Source organism: Pseudomonas sp. KCJK8993 (genome assembly GCF_046230915.1).
GTDB classification, from domain to species: Bacteria; Pseudomonadota; Gammaproteobacteria; order Pseudomonadales; family Pseudomonadaceae; genus Aquipseudomonas; species Aquipseudomonas piscis.
Genome location: NZ_JBJJLO010000001.1, coordinates 183,804 through 197,275, shown reverse-complemented (window position 1 = coordinate 197,275; position 13,472 = coordinate 183,804). Strand labels below are relative to the sequence as shown.

Sequence of the window (13,472 nt, the reverse complement as noted above, 5' to 3'; positions counted from 1 at the left end):
GCAAAAGCGTCATCGATCGAGAAGCTCAGAAGCGCCAGGGATTGACGCCGAAACGTGCGAAATGCCACGCCGCAAATCTGTCTTTTTCTTTCAAACAAGCGACACTCCGCGTTTTTGCCCCCAGCAGCCAGCTTTTCAAGCGAACGACCGGCGCACTACACTGTACCGGTACAGTTGCCAGGGGCATTTCCGACGGATATTCGCGAAATATCTGGTTCGGTTCTGCGACTCAAGGCCGCCGGAACTATAAAAATTACAACAGTAAGAGTGGAGCACTATGAATAAGGCTACTAAGCAGATTTCCAAACTGTTTGCCGCTATGGTCCTGGCAGGTGTTGCCGGCCATTCGTTCGCAGCTGACACCATCAAGATCGGTATCGCCGGGCCCAAGACCGGCCCTGTAGCACAGTACGGAGACATGCAGTTCAGCGGCGCCAAGATGGCCATTGAACAGATCAACGCCAAGGGCGGCGTGAACGGCAAGAAACTCGAAGCCGTCGAATACGACGACGCCTGCGATCCCAAGCAGGCCGTGGCAGTCGCCAACAAAGTGGTCAACGATGGCGTCAAGTATGTCGTCGGCCACCTCTGTTCCAGCTCCACTCAACCCGCCTCCGACATCTATGAAGATGAAGGCGTGGTGATGATCACCCCCGCCGCCACCAGCCCCGATATCACCGCCCGTGGCTACAAGATGGTGTTCCGCACCATCGGCCTGGACAGCGCCCAGGGCCCGGCCGCCGGCAACTATATCGCCGACCACGTGAAACCCAAGATCGTCGCGGTGCTCCACGACAAGCAGCAATACGGTGAAGGCATCGCCACCGCCGTGAAGCAGACCCTGGAGAAGAAAGGCACCAAGGTCGCCGTGTTCGAAGGCATCAACGCCGGCGACAAGGACTTCTCTTCCCTGGTGGCCAAGCTCAAGCAAGCCAACGTCGATTTCGTCTACTACGGCGGCTACCACCCGGAACTGGGCCTGATCCTGCGCCAAGCCCAGGAAAAAGGCCTGAAGGCCAAGTTCATGGGTCCGGAAGGCGTCGGCAACGACTCCATCTCGCAGATCGCCAAGGACGCTTCCGAAGGCCTGCTGGTGACCCTGCCCAAGTCCTTCGACCAGGACCCGGCCAACGTCGCCCTGGCCGATGCGTTCAAGGCCAAGAAAGAAGACCCGAGCGGTCCTTTCGTATTCCCTTCCTACTCCGCGGTTGAAGTGATCGCCGGAGCCATTGCCAACGCCAAGAGCGAAGACGCGGCCAAAGTCGCCGAGGCCATCCACGCCGGCACCTTCAAGACCCCGACCGGCGACCTGAGCTTCGACGCCAAGGGCGACCTGAAGGACTTCAAGTTCGTGGTCTACGAGTGGCACTTCGGCAAGCCCAAGACCGAAGTCTCGCCTCAGTAAGGCTGGCCCTGGCTGACTGCCGATAAAGCCCACGGCTTTGCCGTGGGCTTTGTTTTCCGAATGTATGGGCTGCGTTCCCGTGATCCGGGAGCCTGCCCACCTGAAAATCTCAAAACCGTCATCAGCGGTTCGCTGGCAAAGTCCAGCCCGAAGTGGGTGCAAACCCATGGGGCCTGGGCGGGAAAATGACTCCACCAGTGAAATGCGTATCAGGTTTTTAGGAGCGTTGTAATGCCTGACATCTATCACTTCTTCCAACAGCTGGTTAACGGTCTCACCGTTGGCAGCACGTATGCCTTGATCGCCATCGGCTACACGATGGTCTACGGCATCATTGGAATGATCAACTTCGCCCATGGCGAGGTCTACATGATCGGTTCCTACGTGGCGTTCATCGCCATCGCCGGACTGGCCATGATGGGACTCGACAGCGTCCCACTCCTGATGACCGCGGCCTTCATCGCGAGCATCGTCGTCACCAGTGCCTACGGCTACAGCATCGAACGGATCGCCTACCGCCCCTTGCGTGGCAGTAACCGCCTGATCCCGCTGATCTCCGCCATCGGTATGTCGATCTTCCTGCAGAACACCGTTCTGCTGGCACAGGACTCCAAGGACAAGTCCATTCCCAACCTGATCCCGGGCAGCTTTTCCATCGGCCCGGGTGGCGCACAGGAAGTGCTGGTCTCCTACATGCAGATCGTGGTGTTCGTGGTGACCCTCATCGCCATGCTCGGCCTGACCCTGTTCATCTCCCGCTCTCGCCTGGGTCGCGCTTGCCGTGCCTGCGCCGAGGACATCCGGATGGCCAACCTGCTGGGTATCAACACCAACAACATCATCGCCCTGACCTTCGTGATCGGCGCCGCGCTGGCGGCCATCGCCGCCGTGCTGCTGAGCATGCAATACGGGGTGATCAACCCCAACGCCGGCTTCCTGGTGGGCCTGAAGGCCTTCACCGCGGCGGTCCTGGGCGGCATCGGCAGTATCCCGGGCGCGATGCTCGGCGGGCTGGTGCTGGGGGTGGCCGAAGCCTTTGGTGCCGACGTGTTCGGCGACCAGTACAAGGATGTCGTGGCGTTCGGCCTGTTGGTTCTGGTGCTGTTGTTCCGGCCGACCGGCATTCTGGGCCGTCCGGAGGTTGAGAAAGTATGACTAGGAATCTTAAATCGGCGCTGTTCAGCGCCCTGTTGGTCTGGGCAGTAGCGTATCCGGTACTGGGCCTGAAACTGAGCATCGTCGGCATCAACCTGGAAGTGCACAACACCAGCCCGACCATCCTCGCCACCATCGCGTTGTGCTCGGTGCTGATGTTCCTGCGGGTGCTGTTCCATACCCAGATCAGCGCCCTGTGGAAGTCCTCGCCGAAAGTGCCGCTGATCCCGGCCAAGGCCAGCAACTTCCTGACCCTGCCCAGCACCCAGCGCTGGCTGATCCTGGCCCTGATCGTCGGCGCCCTGGTCTGGCCGTTCTTCGGTTCCCGCGGAGCGGTGGACATCGCCACGCTGATCCTGATCTACGTGATGCTCGGCCTGGGCCTGAACATCGTCGTCGGTCTGGCCGGCCTGCTGGACCTGGGCTACGTGGGGTTCTACGCCGTCGGCGCCTACAGCTACGCGCTGCTGTCGCACTACTTCGGCCTGAGCTTCTGGATCTGCCTGCCCATCGCCGGCCTGATGGCGGCCACCTTCGGCTTCCTGCTGGGCTTCCCGGTGCTGCGCCTGCGCGGTGACTACCTGGCGATCGTGACATTGGGCTTCGGTGAGATCATCCGCTTGCTGCTGCGCAACATGACCGACCTGACCGGCGGCCCCAACGGCATCAGCAACATCGAGAAACCGACCTTCTTCGGCCTGACCTTCGAGCGCAAGGCAGCGGAAGGCATGCAGACCTTCCACGAGTTCTTCGGCCTGCAATACAACTCGATCAACAAGGTGATCTTCCTCTACCTGGTGGCGTTGCTGCTGGCCTTGTTCGCGCTGTTCGTGATCAACCGCCTGCTGCGCATGCCGATCGGTCGCGCCTGGGAAGCCCTGCGCGAAGATGAGATCGCCTGCCGCGCCCTGGGCCTGAACCCCACCGTGATCAAGCTCTCGGCCTTCACCCTGGGCGCCTGCTTCGCCGGTTTCGCCGGCAGCTTCTTCGCCGCCCGCCAAGGCCTGGTGACCCCGGAGTCCTTCACCTTCATCGAGTCGGCGATCATCCTCGCCATCGTGGTGCTCGGCGGCATGGGCTCGCAACTGGGGGTGATCCTCGCGGCGATCGTGATGATCCTGTTACCTGAAATGATGCGTGAATTCAGCGAATACCGGATGTTGATGTTCGGCGCCCTGATGGTGCTGATGATGATCTGGCGTCCCCAAGGTCTGCTGCCCATGCAACGTCCTCACATGGAGCTGCGCAAATGAGCCGCGAGATCCTGAAAGTTACCGGGCTGTCCATGCGCTTCGGCGGCCTGCTGGCGGTCAATGGCGTGGGCCTGACCGTCAAGGAAAAACAAGTGGTGGCGCTGATCGGCCCGAACGGCGCCGGCAAGACCACGGTGTTCAACTGCCTCACCGGCTTCTACCAGCCCAGCTCCGGCAGCATCCTGCTGGACGGCGAGCCGATCCAGGGCCTGACCGGCCACAAGATCGCCCGCAAGGGCGTGGTGCGGACCTTCCAGAACGTGCGGTTGTTCAAGGACATGACGGCGGTCGAGAACCTCTTGATCGCCCAGCATCGCCACTTGAACACCAACTTCCTGGCCGGCTTGTTCAAGACCCCGGCGTTCCGCAAGAGCGAGCGCGAGGCCATGGAGTACGCCGGCTACTGGCTGGACAAGGTCAACCTGCGCGAGTTCGCCAACCGCCCCGCCGGGACCCTGGCCTACGGCCAGCAACGACGCCTGGAAATCGCCCGCTGCATGATGACCCGACCACGGATCCTCATGCTCGACGAGCCCGCCGCCGGCCTCAACCCCAAGGAGACCGAGGATCTCAAGGCGCTGATCAGCGTGCTGCGTGAAGAGCACAACGTCACCGTGCTGCTGATCGAGCACGACATGAAGCTGGTCATGAGCATTTCCGACCATATCGTCGTGATCAACCAGGGCACGCCGCTGGCCGACGGTACGCCGGAACAGATCCGTGACAATCCCGAAGTGATCAAAGCCTACCTGGGGGAAGCGTAAATGCTGCAGTTCGAGAACGTTTCCACCTACTACGGCAAGATCCAGGCCCTGCACAGCGTCAACGTCGAGATCCGCCAAGGCGAAATCGTCACCCTGATCGGCGCCAACGGCGCCGGCAAGTCCACGCTGCTGATGACCCTCTGCGGTTCGCCCCAGGCCCACAGCGGCAGCATTCGCTACCTGGGCGAGGAGCTGGTAGGGCAAAGCTCGGCGCAGATCATGCGCAAGAGCATCGCCGTGGTGCCCGAAGGACGCCGGGTCTTCGCCCGCCTGACGGTGGAGGAGAACCTGGCCATGGGCGGTTTCTTCACCGACAAGGGTGACTACCAGGAACAGATGGACAAGGTCCTGCACCTGTTCCCACGGCTCAAGGAACGCTTCACCCAGCGTGGCGGCACCATGTCCGGCGGCGAGCAGCAAATGCTCGCCATCGGCCGGGCGCTGATGAGCAAGCCCAAGCTGTTGCTCCTGGACGAACCGTCCCTGGGCCTGGCGCCGATCATCATCCAGCAGATCTTCGACATCATCGAACAGCTGCGCCGCGACGGCGTGACGGTGTTCCTGGTGGAGCAGAACGCCAACCAGGCGTTGAAGATCGCCGACCGCGCCTATGTGCTGGAGAACGGCCGGGTGGTGATGCAAGGCACCGGCGAAGCGCTGCTGACCGATCCCAAGGTCCGTGACGCCTATCTCGGCGGCTAAGCGCCAGCGGAACCAGAAACGGCCCTTCGGGGCCGTTTTTTTTCGGGGCCAATAAAAAATCGCCAGGGACTGTAACGAATCGCCAGGTGCCGTCTCTAGTAGGACAAGCGAGCACAAATGCTTCCTTGTCCAAACCCAACCCTGGAGAAACAACATGAGCCATCCTCGTACCCTGTCCGCCACTGCCCTGGTCCTGGCGCTGGGCTCTGCCCTGAGCATCGCCGCCCTGCCGGTCACGGCCCATGCCGAGGGCGACATGGAGAAGTGCTTCGGCGTCGCCATGAAGGGCAAGAACGATTGCGCGGCAGGTGCTGGAACCACCTGCGCGGGCACCTCGAAGACCGACCATCAGGCCAACGCCTGGAAACTGGTGCCCAAGGGCACCTGCGAGAAAACCGCCAGCAGCACCTCCCCCACCGGCTTCGGCCAACTCGCGGCCTTCAAGGCCAAGTCCTGATGCTGCGGCCTGAGTGTCGATCATGAACATGCCCCTAAACCCGCACCGCCACGACGACACTCGGGCCTTGGCGCCAAGCCTGCCGCCTCGCGCTGGCCTGGGGCTCAAGACCGAGCACTTCAAGCAAGTGCTCGACCAACGGCCCGACATCGGTTTCTTCGAGGTCCATGCCGAGAACTACATGGTGGACGGCGGCCCCTTCCATCACTACCTGGGCCTGATTCGCGAGCACTACCCGCTGTCGCTGCATGGTGTCGGCCTGTCCATCGGTGGCGAAGGCCCACTGGACAGCCAGCACCTGGCGCGCCTGGCAGCCTTGATCGAGCGCTACCAGCCCCAGTCCTTTTCGGAGCACCTGGCCTGGTCCAGCCATGGCCCGGTGTTTCTCAACGACTTGTTGCCCCTGGCCTATGACCAACCGACCCTGCAACGGGTCTGCGAACACGTCGACCAGGTACAGCAACGCCTGGGTCGCCAGCTGTTGCTGGAGAACCCGGCCACCTACCTACAGTTCCAGCGCTCGACCCTGGATGAGCCGGACTTCATCAGCGAGGTGATCCACCGCAGCGGTTGCGGCCTCTTGCTGGACATCAACAACCTGCATGTCTCTTGCGTCAACCACCAGCGCGATGCCCTGGCCTACTTGCAGGCGCTACCGCTGCAGGCAGTGGGGGAAATCCACCTGGCGGGTTTTGCCGAGGACCGGGACGATCTCGGCGATCGCCTGTTGATCGACGACCACGGCGCCCCGGTGGACGATGCCGTCTGGGCCCTGTACCAGCAAGTCCTGGAACGTATCGGCCCCATGGCCACGCTGATCGAAAGGGACAATCGCATTCCGCCCTTCGCCACCCTCCAGGCCGAAGCCGGCAAGGCCGAGGCGTTGCTGCGCCAGATCAAGGAGCGCACATGAGCAGCCACGCTGAGTTCACCAGGGCCCTGCTGGACACCGGGCGGGCCTGCCCGCCGGGCCTGTACAGCAGCAACGGCGCCGATCCGGCCAGCCGCTTCGCGGTCTATCGCAACAATGTGCAGGGCTCGCTGATCAACGCCCTGGCAGACAGCTACCCGGTGGTGGAGCAACTGGTGGGCCAAGCGTTTTTCAAGGCCATGGCCCGAACCTATATCGAGCGCCAGCCTCCCAGCACCCCACGGCTCAACGATTACGGCGAGGGGTTTGCCGAATTCATCGACGACTTCGCTCCGGCCGCCTCCTTGCCCTACCTGGGCGATATCGCCCGCCTGGAACGCTTGCGGGTCGAGAGTTATCACGCCGCCGATGCCCGGCCATTGGCAGCGGCGCAACTGCAAGAAGCCATGAGCCGACCGGAGCAGCTTGGCCGGTTGCACCTGCACCCGCATCCATCGCTGCGCAGCCTGCAATCGAGCTACGCCGTGGCCAGCCTGTGGGCCGCGCACCAGGATGGCCGGCAATGGCCATCGTTCTATCTGCATCGGGAACAACACATCCTGGTGCTACGCAACGCCCTGGAGGTCGAGGTACTGGTGGTGGATGCCGGCTGCCTGGCCTTCACCGACAGCTTGCGCGCCCGGCAACCGCTGGCGGTCGCCGCCGCCCAGGCCCTGGACGCCCAAGCCGACTTCGACCTGGGCCGCTGCCTGGGCCTGCTGCTTGGCCACGGCGCACTCATTGACTTGTAACCGCAGAAGAAGACCGATCATGAATACCCGGACCCACTCCCCTATCGCCAACCTGCTGATGCGGGCCTGCCAGAAACTGGAACTCATCCCCTACAGCCTGGTGGCCTTCATCGCGCGCTTCAGTATTGCCGCGGTGTTCTGGAAATCCGGGCAGACCAAGATCGAAGGACTGGCCATCGACCTGGTTTCCGGAACCTTCGAGCTGGGCTGGCCACGCCTGGCGGATTCGACCATTCCCCTGTTCCAGAGCGAATACCGGCTGCCGCTGCTGACCCCGGAGCTGGCGGCGCACCTGGCGGCCTTCGCCGAGCATTTTTTCCCGCTGTTGATCCTGGTGGGCCTGGCCACGCGCTTCAGCGCCCTGGCGCTGCTGGGCATGACCCTGGTGATCCAGCTGTTCGTCTATCCGGACGCCTACCCGACCCACGGCACCTGGATCGCCATCTTCCTGCTGTTGCTGGCCCGTGGGCCGGGCACATTCTCCATCGACCATCTGCTTTGCCGCAGGCTGCACACGGGCGCGTAGCGGCCACAGATCATCTGGAGAATCAGCCTGGTCGGTCGAGTACAGGAAGGTCCTGCGGACTTTTGCGCAGCCTCGCTACGCTAGACAGCGGCTACAGGCCGTACGCCCACGCGTTTCGTCTGGCCGTGGCCGCCGTTACAAGCGGTCCAGGGCCTCGCCGCTGCGGCGGAACCAGTCCATCAGGTAGTCGGCCAGGACCTGGGTGCGCCTGGGTAATCCGCCCTGGTAGGGATGCACCAGGTACATGGGCATGCTGCGGGTCTGGTAGTCCCGCAGCAGCCAGCGCAGGCGACCATCGGCCAGCTCGCCATGCAGCACGTAGGATGGCAGCCGGGCGATACCGGCCCCCACCAGGGCGGCCTTTTTCAGCAGGTTGTAGTGATTGCTGGCGAACGGCCCGTTGACCCGCACCCGCAGCAGCTCGTGACGCTGGTGGTAGAGCCATTCTTCACGCCCGCTGTAGTGGCTGTTGAGCAGGCAGCGGTGGTTGGCCAGTTCCATGGGCGTGCGGGGCTCGCCGTATTGCTCCAGGTATGCCGGGCTGGCGCAGGTCATTTCATGCCAGGCCAGCAATGGCCGGGCCACCAGGCGCTGGTCGTTGTCCACCGCGGAGCGCACCGCCAGGTCGAAGCCCTCACGGGCCAGGTCACGGTAGGCATTGCTCAGGTCCAGTTCGATCTGCACCTGGGGATGCTGCCGGGAGAACTCCAGCAGCAGGCCGTCGAAAAAGGTTTCCCCCAGGGACACCGGCACCGTCAGGCGCACCGGGCCGGCGACATCGTCCTTGAGTCGGGCCAGGGCCTGGTGGGCGCGATCCACCTGGGCCACCAGCGCCTGGGCCTGGGGCAGCAGCGCGGCGCCGGCGGCGGTCAGGTCCAGGCGGCGGGTGGTGCGTTGCAGCAGCACTACTTCGAACCGCGCCTCCAGGGCGCTGATGCGCTTGGACAGCTGGCCCTTGCTGCACCCCAGGCGTTGGGCCGCCAGGGTGAAACTGCCGGCCTCCACCAATACGGCAAAAGCCGCGAGGTCATCCATCTCGCTCATGGATTGTTTCCACCAGAAAACCAAAGGTTGCCTATTAGCGCGTTAATCCATGAAAAAAACCACTCTAGACTGCAACCTCATCTCCCTTCTCACGAGGAACAGCCCATGAAGATTCTCCTGATCGGTGCCAGCGGCACTGTTGGCTCGGCGGTGGACCGGGAACTGGCGCAACGCCATGACATCGTCCGTATCGGCCGCAGCAGCGGCGACTTCCAGGTGGATATCAGCGACAGCCAGTCGATCCGCGCCCTGTTCGAAAAGACCGGGCGCTTCGATGCCCTGGTCTGCGCCGCCGGCAACGTCACCTTCGCGCCCCTGGGGGAGATGACCGCCGAACACTTCCAGCTGGGCCTGCAAGACAAGCTGATGGGCCAGGTCAACCTGCTGCTGATCGGCCGTGAGTACGCCAACGACGGGGGCTCCTTCACCTTCACCAGCGGGATCCTGGGCCACGACCCGATTCGCAGCGGCGCCTCGGCGGCCTTGGTCAATGGCGCCGTGGACAGCTTCGTCCGGGCGGCGGCCATCGAGCTGCCCCGGGGCCTGCGAGTCAACTCGGTAAGCCCCAACGTGCTGGTGGAAGCCATGGGCAGCTACGCCCCGTACTTCCGCGGCTTCAAGCCGGTGCCAGCGGCGGACGTAGCGCTGGCCTACGCCAAGAGCGTGGAAGGCTTGCAGACCGGCCAGACCTACCACGTCGGCTGATGGAAAAATCCGGGGTTGTGATGAACGGTCGGGCTGCGTAACGTGTCGGCTTCCGCCTGGAGGCCCGATTGATGCGCACCGCCCGTTCCCTGCTCTGTTTCGCCCTGCTACCGCTGTTCGCCGGTTGCCAGATGCTGCCCTTGTTCGATGACCAGCCCCAGGCTCCGTCCATGGCCGGGTTGACCCGGGTCCAGGGCGAGCTGAGCGCGGCGGACGGCAAGCTGCTGTTCAAGCCGTGCAGCGAAGACCGGCGCTACGTGGTCAGCGATGGCGGCGGCACCAGCGTGCTGCAGGAAGCCGCCACCCTAGCGGAAAAACAGGGCACGTTGTTCGCCGACCTGCGGGGCAAACTCTCCGCCAGTGGCAGCGGCGATGGCCAGCTGGACCTGCGCCAGCTGTATCGGGTGGAGCGCTCCAACGCCTGTGGCGATCCCAACTTCCCGCGCCTGATCCTGCGTGCCAGCGGCAAGAACCCGAACTGGAAGGTCGACGTCAACGCCCGTGGCATGCGCATCGAACGTGACGGCCAGCCGCCCCTGGCCCTGCCCTACCTGGAGGAGCAACTGGGGGATGGCCGCTTCAACCTCACCAGCGAAGCCAACAACCAGCGCGTCGAACTCTGGGTCGCTCCGCAACGTTGCGTCGACAGCCAGACCGGCAGCGTCCAGCACCTGAGCGCCGAGCTGCGAGTAGACGGCCAGGTCCAGCGCGGCTGCGGTTATTTCGGCGGCTCGCGCAACGACTGATTCGACGAGCAGCCGTTTTAACCTCACGGCCAGGGCGGATTGCGGCTTATAATCGCCGGTTTGTGCAAAGCAAGCCGGCGCACTGTCGCGCACCGCCTATCCGGACCCCGTCATGTTACGAATCACCGAACTCAAGTTGCCGCTCGACCATCCCGATGAAGACCTGCGCACCGCCATCGTGCAGCGCCTGGGGATCGCCAGCGACGACCTGCTCGACTTCACCCTGTTCAAGCGCAGCTACGACGCGCGCAAGAAGTCCTCGGAACTGTTGTTCATCTACACCATCGACCTCAACGTGCGCGACGAGGCGGCCCTGCTGCAAAAGTTCGCCGACGACCGCAACGTCAACCCGGCGCCGGACGTCAGCTACAAGTTCGTCGGCCAGGCCCCGGCCGGTCAGCAGGAACGACCGATCGTGGTGGGCTTCGGCCCGTGCGGCATCTTCGCCGGCCTGCTGCTGGCGCAGATGGGCTTCAAGCCGATCGTGCTCGAACGCGGCAAGGAAGTGCGCCAGCGCACCAAGGACACCTGGGGCCTGTGGCGCAAGAGCGTGCTCAACCCCGAATCCAACGTGCAGTTCGGCGAAGGCGGCGCCGGGACCTTCTCCGACGGCAAGCTGTACAGCCAGATCAAGGACCCGCAGCACCATGGCCGCAAGGTCCTGGAAGAGTTCGTCAAGGCCGGTGCGCCGGAAGAAATCCTCTACATCAACAAGCCGCACATCGGCACCTTCCGCCTGACCAGCATGGTCGAGAAGATGCGCGAGCAGATCATCAACCTGGGCGGCGAGGTGCGCTTCGAGCAGAAGGTCACCGACCTGCTCACCGAGGGCGAGCAACTGACCGGCGTAGTCCTGGAAAGCGGCGAGCAACTGGAATCGCGCCATGTGGTCCTGGCCCTGGGCCACAGCGCCCGCGACACCTTCCGCATGCTCCACGCCAAGGGCGTGTTCATGGAGGCCAAGCCCTTCTCGGTGGGGTTCCGCATCGAACACCCGCAATCGCTGATCGACAAGGCACGCCTGGGCAAGTATGCCGGCCACCCGAAGCTCGGCGCCGCCGACTACAAGCTGGTGCACCACGCCAAGAACGGCCGCTCGGTATACAGCTTCTGCATGTGCCCCGGCGGCACCGTGGTAGCGGCCACCAGCGAGCCGAACCGGGTCGTCACCAACGGCATGAGCCAGTACTCGCGTAACGAGCGCAACGCCAACTCCGGCATCGTCGTGGGTATCACCCCGGAAGTGGATTACCCGGGCGGCCCGCTGGCGGGCATCGAGTTCCAGGAACGCCTGGAGTCCCACGCCTTCGTCCTCGGCGGCAGCAACTACCAGGCCCCGGCGCAACTGGTGGGCGACTTCATCGCCGGCAAGCCCAGCACCGCCATCGGCAGCGTCGAGCCATCCTATAAACCCGGGGTGAGCCTGGGCGACCTGGCGCTGGCCCTGCCGGACTTCGCCATCGAGGCCATTCGCGAGGCCCTGCCGGCCTTCGAGCGGCAGATCAAGGGTTATTCCCTGCATGACGCGGTGCTGACCGGGATCGAGACCCGCACTTCGTCGCCACTGCGCATCACCCGTGACGCCTCGATGCAAAGCCTGAACCTCAAGGGCCTGTTCCCGGCCGGCGAAGGCGCCGGTTATGCCGGGGGCATCCTGTCCGCCGGCGTCGACGGCATCCGCATCGCCGAAGCCGTGGCCCGCGACATCCTCGGCATCCAGGCCTGAAGCAAAGATGGGGGGAGCCGCCGCAACGGCTCCCTCTTGGCTTCAGATGCCGGCGCGCAACACGCTGGCAGGCAAGGCAGCTCCCTGCTCGACACTGGCCGCTACCGCTTCGATCAACTCGGCCAATGGGTAGCCCTGCTCCGCCAGCCAGCGCTCATCGTAGTAGGTGGTCGCATAACGCTCGCCGCCGTCACAGAGAATCGCCACGATCGACCCCGCCTCGCCAGCGACGGCCATCTGCTGGGCGGCCATCAGCGCCCCCACCAGGTTGGTCCCGCTGGAGCCACCGACTCGCCGTCCCAGGCGCCGGGCCAGGTAGTGCATGGCCGCCAGGGACAGGGCGTCCGGGACCTTGACCATGGCGTCGATCACCTGGGGCAGGAACGAAGCCTCGACCCGTGGCCGGCCAATGCCCTCGATCCGCGAGCCGCAGTCCAGGCGCAAGCTGGCATCGCCGCTGTTGTAGTAGTCGAAGAACACCGAGCGCTCGGCATCGGCGCACAGCACCCGGGTCTGGTGCTGGCGATAGCGCACGTAGCGCCCCAGGGTCGCGGTGGTACCGCCAGTGCCGGGACTGGAGATCAGCCAGGCCGGCTCCGGGTAACGCTCGAAGCGCAGTTGCTGGAAGATCGATTCGGCGATGTTGTTGTTGGCCCGCCAGTCGGTGGCGCGCTCGGCATAGGTGAACTGGTCCATGAAGTGCCCGCCGCTCTCGCGGGCCAGGCGCTCGGACTCGGCATAGATCTGCGTCGGGTCCTGCACCAGGTGGCTCTTGCCGCCATAGAAGGCGATCTGGGCGATCTTCTCCTGGGAGGTGGTGGCCGGCATCACCGCGATGAAGGGCAAGCCCAGCAACCGCGCGAAGTAGGCCTCGGAAATCGCCGTGGAACCGCTGGAAGCTTCGATCACCGGCGCCCCGGGCTTGAGCCAGCCATTGCACAAGGCATAGAGGAACAACGAGCGGGCCAGACGGTGCTTGAGGCTGCCGGTGGGATGGCTCGATTCGTCCTTGAAATACAGTTCGATGCCCGGATGACCGGCCAGGGGCAAGGGGATCAGGTGGGTGTCGGCACTGCGCTGGAAGTCGGCTTCGATGATGCGGATGGCCTCGCGGGCCCACTGGCGATTATCGCTCATGTTCTATTCTCGTCGGATCGAACGCCATACCGGCGCAAGAAGATGAAATGCACCCGGCGCAGGAGATCCAGGTCCGGGACCGCTGGCATTTTTCAATGAGTGGAAAAGCCCTGCGGCCCACTGCCGCCGGACATGTTAGGAAATAACTCGTCGCCCTGACAGGTACAGCTATGAAGCAATTGGAAACACA

General features: G+C 63.9%; 15 protein-coding genes. 13 read left to right on the top strand and 2 right to left on the bottom strand.

The window, feature by feature from the left end:
• The 10 genes from ACK6AU_RS01040 to ACK6AU_RS00995 form a co-directional block, all read left to right on the top strand.
• Positions 1-281, top strand: a 281-nt coding sequence (locus ACK6AU_RS01040; RefSeq protein ID WP_409297278.1) for a hypothetical protein, incomplete at its 5' end; no start/stop codon positions are given.
• Complete coding sequence (locus ACK6AU_RS01035) at positions 278-1,405, top strand: branched-chain amino acid ABC transporter substrate-binding protein (protein ID WP_022642712.1); 1,128 nt, start codon at positions 278-280, stop codon at positions 1,403-1,405. The genes ACK6AU_RS01040 and ACK6AU_RS01035, both read left to right, overlap by 4 nt.
• Positions 1,406-1,636: 231 nt before the next feature.
• Positions 1,637-2,560 (top strand): high-affinity branched-chain amino acid ABC transporter permease LivH, encoded by a 924-nt coding sequence (gene livH / locus ACK6AU_RS01030; RefSeq protein ID WP_022642711.1) that lies wholly within the window; start codon positions 1,637-1,639, stop codon positions 2,558-2,560.
• Complete coding sequence (locus tag ACK6AU_RS01025; RefSeq protein WP_185697891.1) at positions 2,557-3,813, top strand: high-affinity branched-chain amino acid ABC transporter permease LivM; 1,257 nt, start codon at positions 2,557-2,559, stop codon at positions 3,811-3,813. The genes livH and ACK6AU_RS01025 overlap by 4 nt, the downstream gene beginning before the upstream one ends.
• Entirely contained in the window at positions 3,810-4,577 is a 768-nt protein-coding gene (livG, locus tag ACK6AU_RS01020; protein ID WP_185697890.1) for a high-affinity branched-chain amino acid ABC transporter ATP-binding protein LivG, read from the top strand. The genes ACK6AU_RS01025 and livG overlap by 4 nt, the downstream gene beginning before the upstream one ends.
• Positions 4,578-5,279: an ABC transporter ATP-binding protein gene (locus ACK6AU_RS01015; protein WP_022642708.1), complete on the top strand. Its 702-nt coding sequence runs from the start codon at positions 4,578-4,580 to the stop codon at positions 5,277-5,279.
• Between the two features lie 154 nt (positions 5,280-5,433).
• Positions 5,434-5,736: a DUF2282 domain-containing protein gene (locus ACK6AU_RS01010; RefSeq protein ID WP_022642707.1), complete on the top strand. Its 303-nt coding sequence runs from the start codon at positions 5,434-5,436 to the stop codon at positions 5,734-5,736.
• Positions 5,737-5,764: 28 nt separating this feature from the next.
• A complete protein-coding gene (locus ACK6AU_RS01005; RefSeq protein WP_409297285.1) occupies positions 5,765-6,649 on the top strand; it encodes a DUF692 domain-containing protein in 885 nt (294 codons plus the stop codon).
• Positions 6,646-7,398, top strand: coding sequence for a putative DNA-binding domain-containing protein (locus ACK6AU_RS01000; RefSeq protein WP_409297274.1), 753 nt, complete (start codon positions 6,646-6,648; stop codon positions 7,396-7,398). Before ACK6AU_RS01005 ends, ACK6AU_RS01000 begins: the two co-directional genes overlap by 4 nt.
• A gap of 19 nt (positions 7,399-7,417) precedes the next feature.
• Positions 7,418-7,924, top strand: coding sequence for a DoxX family protein (locus tag ACK6AU_RS00995; RefSeq protein ID WP_409297272.1), 507 nt, complete (start codon positions 7,418-7,420; stop codon positions 7,922-7,924).
• Positions 7,925-8,059: 135 nt separating this feature from the next.
• Here ACK6AU_RS00995 and ACK6AU_RS00990 read toward each other — a convergent pair whose 3' ends face one another.
• Positions 8,060-8,968: a LysR family transcriptional regulator gene (locus ACK6AU_RS00990; protein WP_409297270.1), complete on the bottom strand. Its 909-nt coding sequence runs from the start codon at positions 8,966-8,968 to the stop codon at positions 8,060-8,062.
• A gap of 105 nt (positions 8,969-9,073) precedes the next feature.
• Here ACK6AU_RS00990 and ACK6AU_RS00985 point away from each other — a divergent pair, with 105 nt between their 5' ends.
• From ACK6AU_RS00985 to ACK6AU_RS00975, 3 genes are all read left to right on the top strand, one after another.
• A complete protein-coding gene (locus ACK6AU_RS00985; protein WP_085599190.1) occupies positions 9,074-9,673 on the top strand; it encodes a short chain dehydrogenase in 600 nt (199 codons plus the stop codon).
• 71 nt (positions 9,674-9,744) lie between these two features.
• Positions 9,745-10,419 carry a COG3650 family protein gene (locus ACK6AU_RS00980; RefSeq protein WP_185697886.1) on the top strand — a complete coding sequence of 225 codons (675 nt, stop codon included), beginning with the start codon at positions 9,745-9,747 and terminating at the stop codon, positions 10,417-10,419.
• Positions 10,420-10,531: 112 nt separating this feature from the next.
• Entirely contained in the window at positions 10,532-12,145 is a 1,614-nt protein-coding gene (locus ACK6AU_RS00975) for an NAD(P)/FAD-dependent oxidoreductase (RefSeq protein ID WP_185697885.1), read from the top strand.
• A gap of 42 nt (positions 12,146-12,187) precedes the next feature.
• On the opposite strand, the gene ACK6AU_RS00970 is transcribed toward ACK6AU_RS00975, so the two are convergent.
• A complete protein-coding gene (locus ACK6AU_RS00970; RefSeq protein WP_409297267.1) occupies positions 12,188-13,282 on the bottom strand; it encodes a PLP-dependent cysteine synthase family protein in 1,095 nt (364 codons plus the stop codon).
• Between the last annotated feature and the right edge of the window lie 190 nt (positions 13,283-13,472).

Bases quoted from the DNA above. Each gene is read 5' to 3' on its own strand.
- ACK6AU_RS01035 (WP_022642712.1), top strand. From the start codon at position 278: ATGAATAAGGCTACTAAGCAGATTTCCAAACTGTTTGCCGCTATGGTC.
- livH (WP_022642711.1), top strand. From the start codon at position 1,637: ATGCCTGACATCTATCACTTCTTCCAACAGCTGGTTAACGGTCTCACC.
- ACK6AU_RS01025 (WP_185697891.1), top strand. From the start codon at position 2,557: ATGACTAGGAATCTTAAATCGGCGCTGTTCAGCGCCCTGTTGGTCTGG.
- livG (WP_185697890.1), top strand. From the start codon at position 3,810: ATGAGCCGCGAGATCCTGAAAGTTACCGGGCTGTCCATGCGCTTCGGC.
- ACK6AU_RS01015 (WP_022642708.1), top strand. From the start codon at position 4,578: ATGCTGCAGTTCGAGAACGTTTCCACCTACTACGGCAAGATCCAGGCC.
- ACK6AU_RS01010 (WP_022642707.1), top strand. From the start codon at position 5,434: ATGAGCCATCCTCGTACCCTGTCCGCCACTGCCCTGGTCCTGGCGCTG.
- ACK6AU_RS01005 (WP_409297285.1), top strand. From the start codon at position 5,765: ATGCCCCTAAACCCGCACCGCCACGACGACACTCGGGCCTTGGCGCCA.
- ACK6AU_RS01000 (WP_409297274.1), top strand. From the start codon at position 6,646: ATGAGCAGCCACGCTGAGTTCACCAGGGCCCTGCTGGACACCGGGCGG.
- ACK6AU_RS00995 (WP_409297272.1), top strand. From the start codon at position 7,418: ATGAATACCCGGACCCACTCCCCTATCGCCAACCTGCTGATGCGGGCC.
- ACK6AU_RS00990 (WP_409297270.1), bottom strand. From the start codon at position 8,968: ATGAGCGAGATGGATGACCTCGCGGCTTTTGCCGTATTGGTGGAGGCC.
- ACK6AU_RS00985 (WP_085599190.1), top strand. From the start codon at position 9,074: ATGAAGATTCTCCTGATCGGTGCCAGCGGCACTGTTGGCTCGGCGGTG.
- ACK6AU_RS00980 (WP_185697886.1), top strand. From the start codon at position 9,745: ATGCGCACCGCCCGTTCCCTGCTCTGTTTCGCCCTGCTACCGCTGTTC.
- ACK6AU_RS00975 (WP_185697885.1), top strand. From the start codon at position 10,532: ATGTTACGAATCACCGAACTCAAGTTGCCGCTCGACCATCCCGATGAA.
- ACK6AU_RS00970 (WP_409297267.1), bottom strand. From the start codon at position 13,282: ATGAGCGATAATCGCCAGTGGGCCCGCGAGGCCATCCGCATCATCGAA.